13 protein-coding genes are annotated in these 15,951 nt (G+C 41.1%); 5 read left to right on the top strand and 8 right to left on the bottom strand.

Annotation, left to right across the window (positions count from 1 at the left end; all coding sequences use genetic code 11):
- Positions 1-17: 17 nt before the first annotated feature.
- The 4 genes from C0V77_RS15665 to C0V77_RS15650 all read right to left on the bottom strand — a co-directional run bounded on the left by C0V77_RS15665 (position 18) and on the right by C0V77_RS15650 (position 7,480).
- A complete protein-coding gene (locus C0V77_RS15665) occupies positions 18-3,275 on the bottom strand; it encodes a TonB-dependent receptor (protein WP_101727288.1) in 3,258 nt (1,085 codons plus the stop codon).
- A 781-nt stretch (positions 3,276-4,056) separates the two neighbouring features.
- A complete protein-coding gene (locus tag C0V77_RS15660; protein WP_310587036.1) occupies positions 4,057-5,337 on the bottom strand; it encodes a dipeptidase in 1,281 nt (426 codons plus the stop codon).
- A complete protein-coding gene (locus tag C0V77_RS15655) occupies positions 5,303-6,454 on the bottom strand; it encodes a glycosyltransferase (protein ID WP_229236298.1) in 1,152 nt (383 codons plus the stop codon). Before C0V77_RS15655 ends, C0V77_RS15660 begins: the two co-directional genes overlap by 35 nt.
- A gap of 24 nt (positions 6,455-6,478) precedes the next feature.
- Positions 6,479-7,480: a lysylphosphatidylglycerol synthase domain-containing protein gene (locus tag C0V77_RS15650; RefSeq protein WP_101727286.1), complete on the bottom strand. Its 1,002-nt coding sequence runs from the start codon at positions 7,478-7,480 to the stop codon at positions 6,479-6,481.
- A gap of 2 nt (positions 7,481-7,482) precedes the next feature.
- Here C0V77_RS15650 and ruvC point away from each other — a divergent pair, with 2 nt between their 5' ends.
- A complete protein-coding gene (ruvC, locus tag C0V77_RS15645) occupies positions 7,483-8,043 on the top strand; it encodes a crossover junction endodeoxyribonuclease RuvC (RefSeq protein WP_101727285.1) in 561 nt (186 codons plus the stop codon).
- A 146-nt stretch (positions 8,044-8,189) separates the two neighbouring features.
- Here ruvC and hisB read toward each other — a convergent pair whose 3' ends face one another.
- Positions 8,190-9,305, bottom strand: a complete 1,116-nt coding sequence (hisB, locus tag C0V77_RS15640) for a bifunctional histidinol-phosphatase/imidazoleglycerol-phosphate dehydratase HisB (RefSeq protein ID WP_101727284.1) — start codon at positions 9,303-9,305, stop codon at positions 8,190-8,192.
- Between the two features lie 86 nt (positions 9,306-9,391).
- Entirely contained in the window at positions 9,392-10,339 is a 948-nt protein-coding gene (locus C0V77_RS15635) for an ABC transporter ATP-binding protein (protein ID WP_101727283.1), read from the bottom strand.
- A gap of 121 nt (positions 10,340-10,460) precedes the next feature.
- Here C0V77_RS15635 and C0V77_RS15630 point away from each other — a divergent pair, with 121 nt between their 5' ends.
- The 4 genes from C0V77_RS15630 (at position 10,461) to C0V77_RS15615 (ending at position 13,801) form a co-directional block, all read left to right on the top strand.
- Positions 10,461-11,168, top strand: a complete 708-nt coding sequence (locus C0V77_RS15630; RefSeq protein WP_101727492.1) for an NrtR DNA-binding winged helix domain-containing protein — start codon at positions 10,461-10,463, stop codon at positions 11,166-11,168.
- Positions 11,169-11,432: 264 nt separating this feature from the next.
- Complete coding sequence (locus tag C0V77_RS15625; RefSeq protein ID WP_101727282.1) at positions 11,433-11,843, top strand: OsmC family protein; 411 nt, start codon at positions 11,433-11,435, stop codon at positions 11,841-11,843.
- A gap of 52 nt (positions 11,844-11,895) precedes the next feature.
- On the top strand, positions 11,896-12,804 hold the full coding sequence (locus tag C0V77_RS15620; RefSeq protein WP_101727491.1) for an alpha/beta fold hydrolase: 909 nt from the start codon (positions 11,896-11,898) through the stop codon (positions 12,802-12,804).
- A gap of 133 nt (positions 12,805-12,937) precedes the next feature.
- The gene (locus C0V77_RS15615) at positions 12,938-13,801 is read left to right on the top strand and encodes a helix-turn-helix domain-containing protein (RefSeq protein ID WP_101727281.1); all 864 of its coding nucleotides are present in this window, start codon (positions 12,938-12,940) and stop codon (positions 13,799-13,801) included.
- Positions 13,802-13,825: 24 nt separating this feature from the next.
- Here the strand turns inward: C0V77_RS15615 and C0V77_RS15610 are convergent, their stop codons facing one another.
- Both C0V77_RS15610 and C0V77_RS15605 read right to left on the bottom strand, forming a co-directional pair.
- The gene (locus C0V77_RS15610; RefSeq protein WP_101727280.1) at positions 13,826-14,311 is read right to left on the bottom strand and encodes a hypothetical protein; all 486 of its coding nucleotides are present in this window, start codon (positions 14,309-14,311) and stop codon (positions 13,826-13,828) included.
- 107 nt (positions 14,312-14,418) lie between these two features.
- Positions 14,419-15,822: an AAA family ATPase gene (locus tag C0V77_RS15605; protein ID WP_101727279.1), complete on the bottom strand. Its 1,404-nt coding sequence runs from the start codon at positions 15,820-15,822 to the stop codon at positions 14,419-14,421.
- Between the last annotated feature and the right edge of the window lie 129 nt (positions 15,823-15,951).

Here is a 15,951-nt window from a genome sequence, read left to right as displayed (position 1 = left end):
ATTTAATTTGACTTAGGTTAGAATCCAACATTTAAACCAAACGTTACCTGACGAGTCATTGGGAAGTTACCCAAATCTACCCCAAAGTTAGTATCAGCAGCACCTGCCACTTGTGGGTCAAGACCGCTATATTTAGTAACCGTGAATAAGTTATTAACTGCGGCATTCACGCGAATTCTTCCTAATTTCATTTTGCTTGCAATTGCACTTGGCACATTGTAAGCAATTGAAAGGTTTTGGAATCTTAAATAAGAACCATCTTCAACATAGAAACTGCTTGATTGAGAACCAGTACTGAAACCGTCATTTTGTTCAAAACGTGGGATATCTGTATTTGGATTCTCAGGGCTCCAAGAGTTTTTAACACGCTCAGAGATAGCGGCACCAGCAAACAACGGATAGAAATCTGTAAATCTTTTAGAGATATTAAAGATTTTGTTACCAATTGAAGTATAGAAGTAAGCAAGCATCTCAAAATTCTTATAAGAAAGGCTGAAGTTCAAACCACCGGTAAATTTCGGAACCGGGCTACCTAAATAGGTACGGTCATCAGCATCAATTTTGCCATCACCGTTCAGGTCAGCATAACGGAAACGACCAAGGCCTGCGCCAGTTTGTGTTGGAATTGCAGCACCAGGTGTTGCTTTTTCTAATAAAGCCTGGTTAACCTGCTCTTGCGTCTGGAACAAGCCAACAACTTTGTAACCGTAGAAAGAAGATAACGAATAACCCAATTGGTTACGTATAGGGTTTACACCTCTGAAACCAGGGTTCACATCCTGAAGGTATTTAAGGCCTCCACCAATTTCTGTGATTTCGTTATTAAGGAAACTACCGGTTACGTCAAATGAATAACCTAAGTCTGTACCCCATTTGCCACGTGTAATAATCTGAATATCAATACCTTTGTTTACCATTGTTCCCACGTTAACTGAAGGAGGAGTAGCTCCACCGACTGTTTGTGTAATTGGCAAGGTATATAGCAGGTCTTTGGTATCTTTTTGCCACAAATCTAAGATAACATCCAATTTGCCTTTCAGGAATGAACCATCGAAACCAATGTTTTTGGTGATACTGGTTTCCCATTTAGCATTTGGGTTACCAATGCGTGACTGTCTGAAACCGCCTACTATACCAGCGTTAGTACCGTTAATGTCATAACCAGATGTACCAACGTTTTGTTCGTAAAGATTGAACTGGTTAACCGGAGAAACGTTGTTTGAGTTACCCATTGTACCATAACCCCCTCTGATTTTCAGGTCATTTACCCAAGACAAGCTCTTCATGAATGGTTCGTCTGAAAGTCTCCAGGCAGCAGATACTGCAGGGAACACACCATATCTGTTATTGGAACCGAAGCGTGAAGAACCGTCGCGTCTGATAACCCCTGTAACAATATACTTATCTTTAAGGGTATAGATTGCTCTGCCAAAGTATGAGTTAAAATTAACACCATTGTCTTTACCACTGTTGGCAGGGTTTCTGATATCCAGTGTAGAAATGGTAATATAGTTAGGGTCACCAGAGAAAGGCGCACGACCGTCAGCAGAAATATTCTTACCGAAACCTGTATTAAGCGCTTCCTGACCAGCCAGAACCTCTACGTTATGGATACCAAATTTCTTCTTGTATGAAATAGTATTGGTGAAAGTCCATCCTAAACTAAAGCGAGCGTTTTCGTTATAAGACCAAACCACGCTTTTGTTTTCAAGGGTTTCATAAATCGGACGACCATACCCCCATCCGTAAGAGTTGTTGTAAGTTCCGCCGATAGAAGAACGTAAAGTCAAATCTTTGATAACATCCACTTCAACGTAGAAGTTACCAGAAACTATACCGTTAAAGTTTCTGTTTAATTTACCTGCCTGTTGGTTAGCAACTGGGTTAGAACCCTGACCAAAACCTAGTGCCGTAGTACCAGCCCAACCACCGAACTCATCGCGAACGGGAAGGATTGTTGGAGATCTGAAAGCAGCCAGGATGTCGTTTTCATCCTGAGATGATTGCAAACCGTTGTTAGCACCCTGACGGCCAAGGATTTGAAGATACGTAAGCTGGATGTTTTCACCAATTCTTACGTTTTTGAAAAGATCAAACTCAGAGTTTACACGCATAGCAATACGTTTGGCTCTCTGGCTAGGCAGAATACCTTGTTGGTCTTGTAATGATAACCCAACATAAAAACGAGAAGCATCTCCACCACCTTCAAAGCCAAGTGAGTGTCTTTGGATTGTTCCGGTTTGGGTTAGCTCTTTATACCAGTCGGTACCTTCTTTGTTTGCTTTAATTACCTGATAGTAATCACCGATGGTTGGCCCTGTAATATTGTATTTCAATTTTTCAGCAGCTAAATCGATAGTACCCACCACACCGCTTCTGTCACCAACTTTCAGGTAGTCAGGAATGATAGGCGTAGGACCGGTACCATATTGAGGGTGAGACAATGGAGCACCTGAGTTTTTAAGGGCTGTCCAGGTCCAGGTTGCCTGATCCTGTGGGTTCATCATTTTCTGACCTTTGCCCGGGTCTGTAAAACCAAACACACCATCATAAGTTACGTTTAGTTTTTTCGCATTTTTCTTACCTTTCTTAGTAGTGTAAATAATTACACCATTAGCTGCTCTGGCACCGTAGATAGAAGCAGCTGAGGCGTCTTTCAAAACTGTTGTTGATTCGATATCTTCAGGATTCAGGAAACTTGCGTCACTTGGCAAACCATCTACGATTGTCAAAGGCTCGTTACCACCGAATGCACCAAAACCACGTACGCGAATCTGGCTGCCAGAACCAGGCTGGCTGGTCGTTACAACTGTTAAACCCGCTACCCTACCTTGTAACTGTTGTTCAACACTTGAACTTGGAACGGTAGTAAGGTCTTTTGTTTTTACAGTTGAAATAGCGCCGGTTGATTCGCGTCTTTTATCTACTGAGTAACCGGTTACAACTACTTCATCAAGACCTGCGGCATCATCTTCAAGAGTAATGTTCAATGTACTCTGATTAGTTAGAGCAACCTGAACAGTTTTGTAACCAATTGAGCTGATTACCAAAGTACCTCCTGCAGTTGGTACATTAATTTTAAAGTTACCTTCTGCATCTGAAATTGTACCGGTTGTTGTTCCTTTAACAGAGATACTGGCGCCAGGAATGGCTTCCCCTCTCGCATCACTTACTTTACCACTGACAGATTTTTGTGCAAATGCTACTATGGACATCATCCAGAGTAGTCCACAAATCAGAGCACCCCTTATGGGCACAAAGTAGTTTTGTTTCATAGTTTTGTTTTAGTTAAAAAAAAGTAAAAAATAAATTGTAATTAAAGATTTTGATTTTCACTTTTTCAGAATTTATTGAACTATCCTGATAAGTGTATTTTGCACAATTATAGAGGCATGCTTTAAATTTTCCAAATTTTTCATGTTTTTTTTATAAATCAAAAAAAGCATAAAAATACTGTGAAACATCCGGAACAAATAAATTTGCAGACGTCTTAAACTGTTTTTTTGATAAATCTACTACTGAGTTATGAAGCTGTGGAATTTAGAGGAGCAAAAAAAAGATGCCGGGGTCTGGCGTTCATCTAAATTTTGCTTAATTTTTTAAAAAACACTACCGCAATAAAATCAATGCTTACTTTTTAGTTTACAATTGCGGATTTTAACATTTTGAACCTTAAAAGATGAAGTTTTGATAGAAAATAAATGGGAACCAGATTAATCACAGATAATTAATGTATAATGTAATCCATGTAAATATTTTCGTTTTTTATTAAAGTATTATTGTATCATTTGGTTACAATATTAAAAAGTTTGAATAAGGCTTCCAAATTTTTCTAAGTAATTTTATATAATACCCTATCCAGAGCCACATTTGTTATATAAAATATTAGTATTGTTATAATTCGACAAAGATAACAATAATACCCGGTAAAAGTCAATTTATCATTTTTTTTTGGCATAAAAATATCAGATTGCACCGGCAGAAAAAAAATCTTACAATTTATAGTGCAACATTTCAATTAACCACCCCCCAGTCAATAGGCATGGCTATTCACACTCATTTGTTTAATTTGTTTGCCGTTTTCTCAACAGCTGCCATTACGCGCATGGTATTACCACCCCAGATTTTACGTATCTGCCGGGCTGTGTATCCACGTTTTAACAACTCAATTGTTACGTTTTTAATTTTGCTTACGTCTTCACAGCCCATTACATCGCTGCCGCCATCCATATCCATCCCAATACCCACATGGTCAATACCGGCAATCTTAACTACGTGGTCAATATGGTCAACGACGGTTTTTACATTGGGTACATCGCCGGGATACTTATATTTTAACTGGCGGAGTTCGTTATTGATTCTTTTTTTGTCTTCCGGCGTTGCATCGGCTCTCATGGCCTGCATTCTGAGCGTACGGATAGAAACCGCGACTTCTTCCGAAGGCTTCTTCAGGAAATCGGCCACAAAATTAATCTGAATAACACCTCCTTTAGAAGCCATCAGTTTAATCATGTCGTCGGTCATGTTTCTTTTAACATCACTTAATGCCCGGCAAGAAGAGTGTGAAGCAAATACTGGTGCCTTACTTAAACGCATAACATCATAAAAGGCAGAATCGGAAAGATGCGATACATCAACTATAATTCCCAGCCTGTTCATTTCGGTAATGCAGGCTTCTCCGTACTTACTGATGCCGTTATGCTCAGCCCCTTCGGGGTCACCTGATGAATCACTGATATCATTATTAAACGAGTGCGCCAGGGTGATGTATCTAAGGCCTAAGTCATAATACAGCTGAAGGTTTGATAACTCCTGCCCTATAGGCCAACCATTTTCCATACCAATAAAAACACCCAGTTTCCCTTTTTTATGCACGGCGTATCCTTCTCTGGCGGTTGTTACCAGCTCAGCCATGTCGGGGTATTTTTTAACGGCCTCATGAATGGCCTTAAATATCTTCAAAGCCTTTTCTTTGGCTTCTGCGTTTCCTTCAGGTGTACGTTTGCCCTGCGCCATATAGACAGCAAAAAACATGGCATCCATGCCGCCCTCTTTCATACGCGGAAAATCAATCTGTGTACCGTCTTTGTCATACTCATGCTTTATGCCAATATCAAAACCCTCCATTTCCAACATATTAATGGGTACATCGGCATGGGTATCTACTGTATAAGCGCGGGCATGGATTTTATCGGCCTTTTTCAACAGTCGTTGTTCTTTTTTACTTTGCGCAAAAAGAGCCATTGGCAGTAATAGCAGCAGGAACAGGTGTTTCATCTGATACGTTAGGTGAGCGGTTAGCTTATTGAAGTTTTCTCCCTTTCCAGATATATTCATTTTTACCCTGGGCAATCAATCCGAAAAAACTTACATAGAACGGGTAAATGAGCTGGACAACCGGGATGAGCCAAATTAGTCTTTTTTTGTTCAAAAAGCTAAGAATCAATATTAAAAATAGCAGCTCTGCCGAAAATTTAGCAAAAAGGATGATAACGGCCTTCTCAGCCGGAATTACCTGTAAAAAGCAAAGCACCGCAGTAAGTATTATAGAAAAGTTGGACAGGAAAATAAAAACCGCCAAAGCAGTAGTTACCGGATTGTTGTAATGTCTCCATTTGCTTGACCATCGCTTGCGCTGGTAATAAAATGATTGCAGAGACTGATGCGCCTGTGTCTCTACAATGGCTTCCTGATGTTTTAGAAACCTGACCTTGCCCGGATACGCGGCTGCTACCTTATGCATCAGAAACTCGTCATCACCCGATGCCAGATTTTCATTCCCCGAAAACCCGCCAACTTCACCAAAAACCGATTTTAGATACGCCAGATTTGCTCCATTGCACATATTGGGCTTGCCAATCAGCATGGCGCAGGCTCCGGAACCAATCAGACTACTGAACTCAATGGTTTGTATCTGCTGCCATAGTTTTGCCAAAAAGCTATTGGAATCATTAATAAATGTAACAGGCGAACTTACCAGATATGCCCCGGTTTCGGCCTGAAAACTGGCAATTACCGCCAGCCAGTTTTTACCTACACGACAATCGCCGTCTGTGGTTACTATTAATTCGCCTTTTGCCAACTGGATAGATGCATCAATGGCTCTTTTCTTGGGCGATGTATTGTTGGTTTTGGCAGGTAACTGATTTATCAACAGCCTCATGGAGGTTTGTCTCTGAAAATCTTTAACAAGCGTAAGGGTACCATCTGTTGAGTCGTCATCTGCCACTATAACTTCAAATTTATCAAATGGATAACTCTGAATTTCCAGATCCTGCAACAAACGGATTATATTAGCGGCTTCATTACGCACCGGGATAATGATAGATATAGCTAAAGGCTCTTTACCGCCAGCCTGTATTTTGTAAGGCTTGCCTGATAACCATATAAAAATAAGCCCGATATTCATCAGGAAGTAGACAGAGGTAACTATAATGAGACTAGTGGCTAACACAGATTAAAGAAATTAAAGATAAACTCATCTGACAGACTCCGCTGTGGGATTGGTTGATAACCTCAATGACAATATAAACAGACTACCGACAATAACCGGCACCAAAACATTAATAAACCAGATAGTAAAGGTGGCTGTGGTTATTAAAGAAAGTTGTACACCGAAGTATCCGAAATAATACATTGAGGTAACAGCCCGAACGCTCAGATCGCCCAGAAAATTGAAAGCAGCGCCCAATGTTTTTGTCAGGAAGACTACCCCGATACCTGCCAGCAACACCGGAACCGCCAATTTGATTTGAAACAACTGAAATAGTAGCAGAAACTGTAAGGCAAAAATGATGTATCGCCCGGTAGCTATCAGAAAAACATCTCTTACTTCGGTCAAACCATATTCCTTTACTATTATCAGGTATCTGGATACATACTTACTGAAAACCATTTTAGATTCTGAAAAATCAAGCCTCTTCAAATTGAATGCTGTCCATACACCTGTTATTAACAAAATACCCAAAAAGACTAGCACACTTATATGTAATGGAAAAGGCTCCGGATTGGCCACCAACACAAAATAAAGATAACTGATAAACCCAAATAACAGAGAGACATACAACTGCAAACCATTACCGAGTAATACGGCGCCCACACCTGCGCTGCGCTTCTGTGTTTTCAACATGGCTATTTTTCCGGCGTAGTCACCAATCATTAAGGGGGTAAAGTTACCTAATGCCAGACCAGCCAGCACACCCCGGTACGCCTCCCAAAAGCTGATTTTTTCTACCTTTCCGGCCAGCCGCTGCCATTTCCAGGCCTCAAAGGCCCAGTTGACAGGTATCAAAGCTACAATAGCTACCATTGACGCATTTACCGGAAGTTGGCTGAGGTATTGAACCATTTGGCTGATATTGCCTCCTTTCTCTTTTAACAGCAGATAAACCAAACACAACACTACTGCAAACAGGACATTTTTTAACACCCATAACCAGAAACCAGGCTTAAAGTCTAAGATTTTTGAGTTATTTTGCATGTATGAATAATGAGAAAATAATATTAGGTGTAGACCCCGGAACCAGAATTATGGGCTATGGAATTATTGCCGTACAAGGTAGCGCCATTACCCTGCTACAATATGGTGTTTTAAAACTCGACAAATATAGTACACATGAACTGAAGTTAAAGAAGATTTATGAAAGAATGACGCAACTGATTGAAGAATTTCTGCCCGATGAAATGGCTATAGAGGCTCCTTTCTACGGAGTAAATGTGCAATCGATGTTGAAATTGGGGAGGGCGCAGGGAGTAGCCATAGCTGCAGCGCTGAACCGCGATGTACCTATTGTTGAGTACCTGCCTAAAAAAGTAAAGCAATCTGTTACCGGCAATGGTAACGCCAGTAAAGAGCAGGTGGCTTACATGCTTGAGCAAACACTGAAAATGAAACTGGAAACCGAATTTTATGATGCCACCGATGCTATTGGTGTGGCCATTTGCCATTACATGCACGCCAAAACCAAAGCACTTACGGGCAACTCATCAAAAAAGAAAGGCTGGGCAGCCTTTGCCAGTGAAAACCCCGACAGGGTTAAATGAGTTAATCGTGAATTAGCTAATGGCGAATTAGTGAATGGTGAATTAGCGAATGTTTTTTTTATCACACCTGAGTAACTCAGTAAATTATTAATTGATAGTTTCTATAAAAAGCGAAGGGTTTGCAGATGCTGCAAACCCTTCGCTTTTTATAGTACTCCTTTGGTACTAGGCAGGCTGTCGAGGTCTTTCAGGTCTCGTTTAACGGCCATTTTAATAGCTTTGGCAAATGCCTTGAATATGGCCTCTATTTTATGGTGTTCGTTTTGCCCCTCGCATTTTATATTCAGATTACATTTGGAAGTATCAGAAAACGACTTGAAGAAATGGTAGAACATTTCGGTAGGCATCTCTCCTACTTTTTCGCGTTTAAACTCTGCCTCCCATACTATCCATGGTCTGCCTGAAAAATCAATGGCTACCTGTGCCAAAGCATCATCCATTGGTAAAAGGAATCCGTAGCGAGAAATCCCCTTTTTATCGCCAAGCGCCTTCAGATACGCCTCTCCCAAAGCCAATGCCGTATCTTCAATGGTATGGTGTTCGTCTATGTGTAAATCACCCTCAACAAAAACAGATAAGTCGGCGCCTGAGTGCTTGGCCAGTTGGTCAAGCATGTGGTCATAAAAACCAAGCCCGGTATGTATATCAGATTTCCCTTTACCATCCAGATTCAGATCAATTTTAATCTTTGTCTCTTTGGTATTGCGCTCAATGGATGCCTTACGGGGTGGTAATTTCAGAAACTCATAGATGACATCCCAATCGGTGGTAACAAGTGCTGCAGCCCTTTCTTGTTCTGCTGTAAGTGTAGGATTTTCTCCTATAAAAATAGCTTTGGCGCCCAGGTTAACCGCCAGTTGCACATCTGTCAGCCTGTCGCCTATTACATAAGAGTTGGCCAGGTCATAATCACCGTTCATATATTCGGTAAGCAGGCCTGTACCCGGTTTGCGCGTAGGCAGGTTGTCTTCAGGGAAACTACGGTCTATATGAACAGCTTCAAAATACACGTTTTCATTTTCAAGGGCCTGCATCATTTTATTATGCGCCGGCCAGAACGTATCCTCAGGAAAAGCGGCTGTTCCCAATCCATCCTGATTGGTAACCATCACTAATTTGTAATCGGTTTCTTCAGCTATTTTTCTGAGATTGGAAAGAGTCTTGGGAAGGAAGAATAATTTTTCAAGAGAATCTATCTGAAAATCTGTCTTGGGCTCATCAATAATGGTACCGTCGCGGTCTATGAAAAGAATTTTCTGCATGCTTTTAAGATAACGTAAAATTTTGCGCAATTTAGGCAGGTTTTTCGAATTGTATAGCGTCTTAATCGGGAAACTACATATTGTGTTTAGTTCTTTATCTCTATACCAATCTCTGCCCCTACAACCAAAGGCTCAAAGCTGAACATCTTTAATTCCTGCTCAAGGCAATGGAGCGAAATTTCATAATAATTGCCTAAGAACTTAACCGATAAAACAATGGCTTTGAGCTGAGACGAAGTTGCTAATCTGATTTGTTCAGGACGTACAAACTGATGTTTGATACCCGCCTTTGCCACCCAATCTTCATTAACTATGTTTACTTCTCCGGTTATTTCAGCTACATATCTGTTTGCCGGGTGCTGGTATACCGTTTGGGGGTTATCCAGTTGCAGAATTTTTCCCTTGCGCATAATTGCCAGTCGGTCGGCCATACCGTAAGCATCGCTCACATCATGTGTAACAAAGATACAGCTCACTTCCTCAGCTTTTATCAGGCGCAGAATTTCGGTTTTCAGTCTGCGTTTATTAACGGCATCCAGGTGGCTGAAAGGTTCATCAAGCAGCAGCAGCTTTGGCTGCTCTGCAATGGCTTTGGCAATTACGGCTCTTTGCTGCTCACCGCCGGATACTTCGCGCGGCAAATGAGTCTGCACTTTATCAAGCCCGCTAAGTTTTAGTAATTTATCTACTCGTTTATTTCTGTAGTTTTCTTCATAGTAGCGTAGTTCATACGCAATGTTTTCTCTAATTGAAATATTAGGAAAAAGGCCGTAGTCCTGCCGTACCAGTTTAATGTCAGGGTGCCCGGCAATTAATTTGCGCGATGGAGGCGTGATACGGTTACCCTCCAGAAGCAGTTCACCTTCATCGGGTTCCTGTAATGCGCCAATCAGGTGTAGCAGGGTTGTTTTGCCTGAGCCGCTCTCGCCCAGAATCGCCAGAATCTCTCCTTTCCTTAATGTAAAGGAAATGTTGTTAATTGCCTTTTTGTCGTCAAAAGATCTGGACAAATTCTGTATTTTAAGCAGGAGCATGGGTTTTTTATTACAAAACTATGTCTTTTTTCTGTTTTTTGTTGTGCAACGGCATTCACTTTCCTAATATTGTTGATAAATTATGAACCACCTAAAAAATACCGCAAGCTCAACCGTTGAGATGTTAGAACTTTACAAGCAGCAAACGAAATGTCTGGTAGCCCTCGATTCAATTATTTTTGGCTTTGATGGCGAAGAATTAAAATTATTATTGGTAAAACGTGGCGTGCAGACCGATAAAGACACGTGGTCGCTGATGGGTGGGTGGCTTAATCCTTCTGAAAGCCTCGACCAGGCCGCCAACCGCATTTTGTTTGAACTGACAGGACTAACTGGTGTATTTCTGGAGCAACTGGGTGCTTTCGGTGACCCAAACCGTGACCCTGTGGAAAGAACAGTGGCCGTGGCTTATTATGCCTTAGTGAATGTGATGGATTATGAAACGAAGATCTCAGACACCTACCAAGCGCAGTGGTTTTCGATGCATGACCTGCCCGAATTGTTGTTTGACCACTCGACCATGATAAAAATGGCCATTGAACGCCTGCGTTACAAGGCGGCGTTTCACCCCATTGGTTTTGAGTTAATGCCCGAGACTTTCACTATTCCGCAGATACAGAATCTTTATGAAGCCATTTATGGCAGTAATTTCGATAAACGTAATTTCAGCAGAAAAATACTCTCAACAGGTTTACTAATCAAACTGAAAGAAAAACAGAAAGGTTTCTCTAAAAAAGGCGCATTTCTTTACAAACTCGATACAGAAAAGTATCTCTCCCACTCTGACTCCTTCCTTAATTTTGTTCCTAATCCGGATGGGATGTTGTAAGACTTCTTAATATTTACAATTGTACGGCCTTGAATCCTCTTACCCCAATTAGAGGAATGGCATCTCTATGTTTATACTTTCCATCCCCTCCTCTCTCCCTCCAATCACCAATTACCAATAAAATATAGCTATTATTTATAAATTTTTCCCTCAAAAGGAAAAAAGTACAATATCTATAGAAATCTGTGCATTGGCTGGCCTGTAAATTCAGCCGAACTTTGTGCTATCAAATTAAAACAATAAATCATCTAAAATACAAACAAAATGAATCGTTCAGCAAAAGCCATCTGGAATGGCACAATCAAAGAAGGCAAAGGTACGCTAACCTCACAAAGTCAGACATTGAATAAAACTCCTTACTCTTTTGTATCCAGGTTCGAGAACCAGCCAGGCACTAATCCGGAAGAACTAATGGCCGCAGCTCATGCCGGATGTTTTACCATGAAATTAAGCGCCGACCTCACAACCGCAGGCTTTACCCCTGAAGAGCTAAGCACCGAAGCAGTGGTTTCTTTAAATAATGGTGTTATCACTCGTTCAGCCCTTACGGTTCATGCCATTGTGCCGGATATAACGCAGGAACAATTTAATAAAATTGCCTTTGCATCAAAAGAAACCTGCCCCGTGAGCAAAGCTTATAACCTGGAGATTACGCTTGAAGCCTATCTCAATTAATCAGTATTAAACTTTTATGACAATCAGAAACTATATTAACACAAGTAATAAAATGAAAACCACATCTTTAATCATTGCACTTTTAGCCGGTCTGGCATTTAGAAATTCTGTACACGCTCAGGTTACCCGCAAACCGGCCTCAGCCGGCAGACAAGAATACATTGAGGTTGAAAAAAATGTAAAACTGCATGTTACAGACCTCGGAGACGGTCAGCCCATTGTGCTGATACACGGCTGGCCTTTAAGCGACGCCATGTATGAATACCAGTATCAATATCTGGTTCAAAAAGGTTTCAGAGTTATTGGTATCACTCTAAGGGGCTTCGGAAAATCAGACAAACCTTATGGCAGATATGATTTCGATGTTTTCTCTGATGACATTAAGGTGGTGCTTGAAAAACTGAAAATAAAAAATGCGGTATTAGGTGGCTTTTCTTTGGGCGGAACCGTAGTAACACATTATGTGGCTAAGTACAATGCGGCTCATGTTTCTAAACTGGCATTATTCGGAACAGCATCTCCTTCATGGAAACAACGAGCCGATTATCCTTATGGCGTTTCGGATGAAGCCGCAGCGGCGTTGATACATTTGAGCAGAACTAACCGCCCGCAATTACTAGAAAACTTCGGTAAAGGGTTTGCTGCCACTGAAGACGGCATCTCGAAAGGTCTGGCCAACTGGCTTGGCGGCATCAATCTGGAGGCTTTGCCGTATGCCGCTACCCAATCGATAATTGCCCTCCGTGATACCGACCTTCGCCCACAATTGTCTAAAATAACCATACCCGTAGCTATTTTTCACGGTGTAAAAGACAAACTGAATGATTTCTCTCTGGCAGAACAAACTCATAAAGGAATAAAGAACGCCTACATTGTCAGATTCGAAAACAGCGGCCATGCCCTTTTCATTGAGGAGCTGGACAAATTCAACACCGAACTGGAAAAATTTGCCAGACAATAACGCTGCTATCAAATAAGCAGAGGTTTACATGGCCTCTGCTTATTTAATTACTACATTTAAAGTTTCATTTAGTAATAGTTCGTGTGCAGTGGGGCATCCACTTAGCAGGTTTCTTTTTTAAATCAGAATATGTATGTTAAAGCAAAGTCTGTTTGAAGCAAGTCTTAAAAAACTGGGGCTTTTAAACGTCAACAACGAGAGCAGTAAAGTTATCAATAATGGCGCTTACAAAGCCTATATCAAGATTCTGTACCTTCCGGCAGGTTACCAGCTAACGGTAGACTTTAACGTTTACACTACCACGCAAAATAGCCTTTTCTTTGTAGCGCCTAATCAGTTTTTACATATTGAAACTGTAGGACAGGAAGAAGGGTACATGATTTTTTATAACCGAGATTTTTATTGTATTCAAATTCATGATGCCGAAGTAGCTTGCGACGGGCTGCTGTTCAACAACATCAACAAAATGCCGATGGTACGGGTGGCAGATGAAGAAATTATGGCTATTGACCCTCTTTTTAATTCTATTGATGAAGAATTCGGTCTGAACGATACATCGCAGGAAGAAATGATTCGTACCTATCTGAAACAATTGCTCATTAAATCGACCCGGATATGGAAGAAACAACACCTGGGGCAGGAACTATTGCAAAGTAACAACGAGCTTGATTTTTTCCGCCGCTTTAGTGTGCTGGTTGATGCCTATTACAAAGAAAAACACAGTGTTGCCGACTATGCCGATTTGCTGAGCATGGCTGCCAAGACCATCACCAATAAATTTAAGCGCCTTAACCTGCCTCAACCTAATGAGGTTATCAAAGACCGCATTGTGCTGGAAGCTAAGAGGCTGCTGATTCACACCTCCATGACCGCCAAAGAAATTGCCTACCAGCTTGGGTATGAAGACCCCGCTTATTTCAGCCGTCAGTTCTTACAAAAAACAGGCGAAAGCCCTTCTAATTTTAAGAAAAAATACCTGATGGGTATAGAGGCATAGTAGAATGCTCGTCTGGATACAAACTCAACTTGCAGCCGCAGCAGACCTTCTGCGGTAAACGAAGTTCACAAAGGTGCTTAATAGCACCAAAAGTCCCATTTTTTCATTATCATGCACATTGGCTGTAATGGTTCCCTCATCAGTCCAGAAATATTTGGTTTGTTCAAAATCCACTACATCTCTGTTTGTATCGTCTAAGCTCCACTTCGTACTCCAGAAATTTTTAGACTGCATTACAAATTTTTCACCATTTATTAATGTTATCTCTGCTTTTTGCTTCCAGTTAGAAAATACCACTTCACCAATCAATTGCTGGTTATCATCACGATAAATTTCATAATCAGAGTTCCAGAAGCTCTTCTTTTTGAAGAGGTACTTTTTATCTTTAAAAACCCCGGCCACATCGGTCTTAAAATTGCCAAATTGTACATAGCCTACCTCTGTTTCTCTTTCAAGAATTCCAATTTTATTATCCAGTGCCTTTTTTATGTAGTTGAACGTGTTTCTCATCTTACTTAAGTATTTATAAGGTAAAAATATACTTTAAACTGACAAATACTCTTCAATTTATAGAGACGGACTCCCCTATGGATAACAGGTCTTTTTTAAGGATGTGGTTAATCTTCCATAACAGGTATATCTGCCTCTTTTATCATGCTTATGTCAGCCTTCTCAACACCTTCTTTTACCAGACGATTGGCTTGTTTTTCATAGGTTTTTTCAAAGACATTCCGGGCCAGGCGGCCATTCCCAAACGAGGCATCGCGGCCTTCATACAGTTTCTTGAAAAGCTTGTAAGCTTTTTTTCTGGCAGCCTCATCAACCTTCAATTGTACTTTTTGCGCCTGTATCAAAAAAATCTCCAGTATTTCTTCAGGTGTGTAATCTTTAAAGCCGATGTACTTATTGAATCTTGAATGCAGACCCGGATTTGAATTAATAAATTCGGTCATTTTCTCTTCATATCCGGCTACAATTACTACAAAATCATGGCGATGATCTTCCATAAACTTCACAATGGTGTTTACGGCCTCGGGGCCATAGGTATCATCGGTGTTCAAGGCATAGGCCTCATCAATAAACAAAATACCACCTTTCGCTTTCTGACACACCTCCATAGTTTTCAGCGACGTCTGCCCTGTATATCCAGCCACTAATCCGCTGCGGTCAGTTTCATATAAATGACCTTTGCTCAGAACGCCCAATGCCTTGAAAATTCTGGCCAGTAAACGGGCAATGGTGGTTTTACCTGTGCCAGGGTTGCCATGAAAAACCATGTGTAACGAGCGCTCAGGCACTTTTATACCCTGTTCTTTTCTTATTTTTTCAACCTTCAGCACATTTACAAGGCTGCTAACTTCGTCTTTTACATCCTGCAAGCCAATCAGTGCATTCAGTTCTGCCAGCAATTCGTCCAGAGTTTTTTCGGGTTCGGCAGGCTGGCTGTGGGCAGTAGGCTTCTCAGCCGTTTTATCAGATTGACTCACCCGTACATCCGGATTAATCATTTTAGTGATACCATCCAGCCCTTTCAGAAGCACATGGAAAGGATTACTGCCTTGCTCCTGCTGAGGCTGCTCCGAAAAACCCTGCTGTTCTTCTTTACCCTCTGAGTAAATATCACGCTCACGGTAAATCTGCGGCACTTTACCCTCCAGCCTGTCTTTCACAACTTTATAAAATCCGGCTATGTATTCTTCAATGGTGTTATCTATCTTTATTTTTCTAGTTTCGGTTCCAAACACCACCGAGTCGGGTGTGGGGCAACGCACGGTAACAGTATTATCGTAAGGAAATTCTATTACTTCCACATCACCTTGTGCGTCGCTGTCAACCAGCAAAATTCTTTGGGTAGTAGCCAGTAACAGTGCATGGCGGTTATTCCAGTAGCCATGTACAGAGGCATCAATGTATTCGTCTTCCCTAATAATCTCAGGCAGCGCCTTTAATTCATTGCGGAGCATGAGAATAGCAAAAGGGTTTAAATCTATTTGTCGCTTGATTTGTCCGTAGGTCGGCATTTCATTCAGATAATTTGTTGGTTTAAATTACGCCTATAATTTAATTTAAAACAACAGAATAAATGATGAGCAGCACGAATAGCAGGAACAGGCACTGAATTTACCTGATAGAAAAAGAAGTAAAAACAC

The sequence above is a fragment of the Emticicia sp. TH156 genome, from assembly GCF_002855535.1.
Classification (GTDB): Bacteria; Bacteroidota; Bacteroidia; order Cytophagales; family Spirosomataceae; genus Emticicia; species Emticicia fluvialis.
This window is presented reverse-complemented; position numbering and strand designations above follow the sequence as displayed.

Coding starts and splice junctions, on each gene's coding strand:
- C0V77_RS15665 (WP_101727288.1), bottom strand. CDS start 3,275: ATGAAACAAAACTACTTTGTGCCCATAAGGGGTGCTCTGATTTGTGGA.
- ruvC (WP_101727285.1), top strand. CDS start 7,483: ATGAATAATGAGAAAATAATATTAGGTGTAGACCCCGGAACCAGAATT.
- C0V77_RS15650 (WP_101727286.1), bottom strand. CDS start 7,480: ATGCAAAATAACTCAAAAATCTTAGACTTTAAGCCTGGTTTCTGGTTA.
- C0V77_RS15635 (WP_101727283.1), bottom strand. CDS start 10,339: ATGCTCCTGCTTAAAATACAGAATTTGTCCAGATCTTTTGACGACAAA.
- C0V77_RS15660 (WP_310587036.1), bottom strand. CDS start 5,337: ATGAATATATCTGGAAAGGGAGAAAACTTCAATAAGCTAACCGCTCAC.
- C0V77_RS15620 (WP_101727491.1), top strand. CDS start 11,896: ATGAAAACCACATCTTTAATCATTGCACTTTTAGCCGGTCTGGCATTT.
- C0V77_RS15615 (WP_101727281.1), top strand. CDS start 12,938: ATGTTAAAGCAAAGTCTGTTTGAAGCAAGTCTTAAAAAACTGGGGCTT.
- C0V77_RS15605 (WP_101727279.1), bottom strand. CDS start 15,822: ATGCCGACCTACGGACAAATCAAGCGACAAATAGATTTAAACCCTTTT.
- C0V77_RS15630 (WP_101727492.1), top strand. CDS start 10,461: ATGTTAGAACTTTACAAGCAGCAAACGAAATGTCTGGTAGCCCTCGAT.
- C0V77_RS15610 (WP_101727280.1), bottom strand. CDS start 14,311: ATGAGAAACACGTTCAACTACATAAAAAAGGCACTGGATAATAAAATT.
- hisB (WP_101727284.1), bottom strand. CDS start 9,305: ATGCAGAAAATTCTTTTCATAGACCGCGACGGTACCATTATTGATGAG.
- C0V77_RS15625 (WP_101727282.1), top strand. CDS start 11,433: ATGAATCGTTCAGCAAAAGCCATCTGGAATGGCACAATCAAAGAAGGC.